This window comes from Ruegeria sp. BHSB064 (genome assembly GCF_059613205.1).
Genome location: NZ_JBXWSB010000218.1, coordinates 1 through 3,526, shown reverse-complemented (window position 1 = coordinate 3,526; position 3,526 = coordinate 1). Strand labels below are relative to the sequence as shown.

The window sequence follows — 3,526 nt, the reverse complement described above, 5'->3', positions numbered from 1 at the left end:
AAGGCCTGAACGCGTTTGCCGTGCCGCGCGCCAACTTCGTAGATGTAGTTCGCAATCGGTGTCGAGCCGACGAAGGACACGGCCTTGACGTCGTCGTTCTCCAGCAACGCGTCCACGGCGACCTTGTCACCTTGTACGACGTTGAACACTCCATCAGGGAAACCGGCCTTCTGCATCAGATCCGCGTAAAGCAGCGCAGCGGACGGGTCGATCGGCGACGGCTTCAGGATAAAGGTATTTCCTGCGGCGATGGCGATCGGGAACATCCACATCGGCACCATGACCGGGAAGTTGAAGGGAGTGATCCCGGCGACAACGCCCAACGCCTGACGCGTGGTCCAGTTGTCCATGCCAGTGGACACCTGTTCGGTGTAATCACCCTTGAGGAGTTGCGGAATGCCGCAGGCAAACTCGATGATATCAATACCACGCTCAACTTCGCCTTGGGCGTCGGTGAACACCTTGCCATGCTCAACCGTGATGGCACGTGCCAGATCGTCTTTGTGCTCACGAACCAGCGCCAGAAAGTTGTTCATAAGACGGGCGCGGCGGATTGGCGGGGTATTCGACCATTTGGGAAACGCTGCTTTGGCAGTTGCAACCGCATCGTCAACCGTCTGTACCGTCGCAAGCGACACCGCGCCGGTTTGCGCCCCGGTTGCGGGGTTGAATACCGGCTGGGTCTTTTCGCTGGAAGGAACAGTGATTTGGCCATTAATGTAGTGGCCGATCAAGGTGATCGGGGATGCATCTTTCATGATGTCAGTCCTTTTTGGGGTTAGAAGTCAGGGGTTATGGCAAGTCAGCCAATACCTCTCCAAGGGTTTGACAAAGTGTCGCTATTTCGGGCTCCGAGATGATTAGTGGTGGCGACAAGGCGATGATGTCACCTGTGACACGGATCATTATTCCCGCGTCCCAGGCCCGCTTCATCGCATCATAGCCCCGTGCACCCGGTGCGCCCTCTCGTGGTGCCAACTCGACCGCGCCCACCAGTCCCAGATTGCGGATATCGATGACGTTCGGCAGACCTTTGAGGCTGTGAAGCTGATCCTCCCAGGGCTGCGACAGCAATGCAGCTCGATCAAACAGATCATTCTGCTTGTAGCTTTCCAGCGTCGCCAACGCGGCTGCACAGGACACCGGGTTTGCGGAATAGGTATAGCCATGGAACAGCTCAATCGGCGCATCGGCATTTTCCATCGCCGAGTCATAGATCTTATCGGAAACAATGACCGCACCCATCGGAATGACACCGTTGGTCAGGCCTTTGGCCGTTGTGATGATGTCCGGCGTTACTCCAAAGTAATCAGACGCGGTTGCCGCACCCAAGCGACCGAAAGCCGTGATGACCTCATCAAAGATTAACAGAATGCCGTGGCGGTCGCAGATTTCACGCAGTCGCTTCAGGTATCCTTTCGGCGGCAGAAGTACTCCGGTAGATCCAGCCATCGGCTCAACGATCACTGCCGCAATGGTCGAGGCATCGTGAAGCGCGACCAATCGTTCCAGATCGTCCGCCAGTTCCGCGCCGTGTTCCGGGCAGCCGCGTGAAAACGCATTTTTTTCTAAATCATGCGTGTGGCGCAAATGATCCACCCCTGTCAGGAGCGTCCCGAAATGCATCCTGTTCTTCACGATGCCCCCAACCGAGATGCCACCGAAGCCAGTGCCGTGGTAACCACGCTCACGCCCGATCAGTCGAGTGCGAGCGCCATCACCGCGCATTCGATGGTAGTGCAGCGCGATCTTGAGCGCTGTATCGACAGACTCGGAGCCAGAGTTGGTGAAAAATGCGTGGCTCATCCCCTCAGGCATCATCGCGGTCAGCTTTGCCGACAACTCAAACGCCTGAGGGTGGGAGAACTGGAAGTTCGGTGCATAATCCAGCTCGTGCACCTGTTTATGTACCGCTTCAACGATCAGCGGATCACGGTGACCCGCGTTGACGCACCACAGTCCGGCGGTGCCATCCATGACCTTCCGACCATCAGAACTTGTGTAGTACATCCCCTCGGCCGCTTGGATCATTCGGGGCTCGCGAAGGAAATCACGATTGGCCGAAAATGGCATCCAAAACGACGACATTGTGTTGGGTTGATCGAGCACGTTCTTTCCTCGTGAAACAGATTTTCATTTGATGACAAATCTTTGCAGAGTTCAGACCATCCGCACACCCAGCTTTATTTTGATCTGTAAGTTATTGAAAAAAACCGTTACGTCCTTAGAATGCTTTCGATCCAAAGCAAGAAAGCACTAGAGTAACGGTTTTGTCATCAGATCTCGAAACAGCCCGACGTCTAAAGTTGATTCGGACTACCAAGGGCCTCAGTCAACGTGAAATGGCCAAACGCGCGGGAGTGGGTAGCGGGACGATTTCTCAAATCGAAAGTGGTTCAACTCAGCCTTCTGTGGCGCTGCTCAAAAAGATCCTTGCCTCAGTAGACGTCAATTTGGGTTTTTTCTTCAGTTTTGAATTGCAAAACGAGGAGTCGTTTTTTTACCCGCACGATAGAATGCGCGACCTTGGATCCCCCGGTGTTTCATATTTGCTTGTCGCTGGAGAGCGCCGAGACAGAAAACTCCAGATGCTCATAGAAGAGTACGATGTCGGTGCCGACTCGGGTCGATCTGAACTGTCGCACGAAGGAGAGGAATGTGCGGTTGTGATAGAGGGTCGTCTTGAAGTGACGGTAGATGGGCAGTCCAGGGTTCTGAGCCCCGGGGACGCATACTACTTCTCTAGCATATTGCCACACAGGTTTCGTAATGCCGGTGATACGCCATGCAAAGTGATCAGCGCATGCACACCTTCGTCGTTCTGACTGAATCCCAAGAGCTATTCTGTGAGCGCTTCAATAATTCGTAGGATGGTCAAATTCGACAACCAACGCAGAATGCAGAAATGAAATCGAAAGTCACGATCAGGGGCCAGTTGTCGCCTTTCTAACGCGATCCCCTACGACAGATTTATCAATTTCGCGCTTGCAGCCAATAGCCGGAATGCGGTCTGCGGCTGCAGAAATCCAACGAAGTGCTCAAGGTCGGCTCTGGGCCGCCCTCGGTGGCAGCATGACATGGGGCAAGGGGCTTGCCGCACCTGCTCCGATGTCGGCATCGAGCCCATTTCGGACACTCCAACTCGAACCAACCTTCGGGTATGCGTTATTTTTTGGGCCGATGGCGACGACAAGGTGATCTTTCGAAAGGCACTTGATGCACCACCGACCGAACCAGCATTGGAAGGTCCGGTCGGTCGCTCTGAATAACGGAAACTCATTACACGGATGTGTCGCAAACTTGTGGAATGGCGACTTTGTTGCACGGATTGGTGCCGTGACGTAGGCGGTGACATATTTCCAAGGATGAGCGAAGTGAATGCCTTTCAAATTTAGCGATCCGAACCGGGACAAGTTCCCGAAACCCAGGTATCGGGTCACGAATTGGGCAAAGTACAACGAGAGTTTGAGGTTTCGAGGCGACCTGACGATCTGGTTTGACCTTGGTCTGTTGTCCGGTTGGCGCG

3 protein-coding genes are annotated in these 3,526 nt (G+C 54.4%); 1 reads left to right on the top strand and 2 read right to left on the bottom strand.

Annotation, left to right across the window (positions count from 1 at the left end; all coding sequences use genetic code 11):
- On the bottom strand, positions 1-758 hold a 758-nt coding region (locus tag AC2FNU_RS24325), incomplete at its 3' end, for an aldehyde dehydrogenase family protein (protein ID WP_496793997.1).
- A gap of 34 nt (positions 759-792) precedes the next feature.
- On the bottom strand, positions 793-2,088 hold the full coding sequence (gene aptA, locus AC2FNU_RS24320) for an omega-aminotransferase AptA (protein WP_496794000.1): 1,296 nt from the start codon (positions 2,086-2,088) through the stop codon (positions 793-795).
- A 182-nt stretch (positions 2,089-2,270) separates the two neighbouring features.
- On the opposite strand from aptA, the gene AC2FNU_RS24315 reads away from it, so the two are divergent.
- On the top strand, positions 2,271-2,825 hold the full coding sequence (locus AC2FNU_RS24315) for a cupin domain-containing protein (protein ID WP_496793992.1): 555 nt from the start codon (positions 2,271-2,273) through the stop codon (positions 2,823-2,825).
- Positions 2,826-3,526 lie beyond the last annotated feature (701 nt).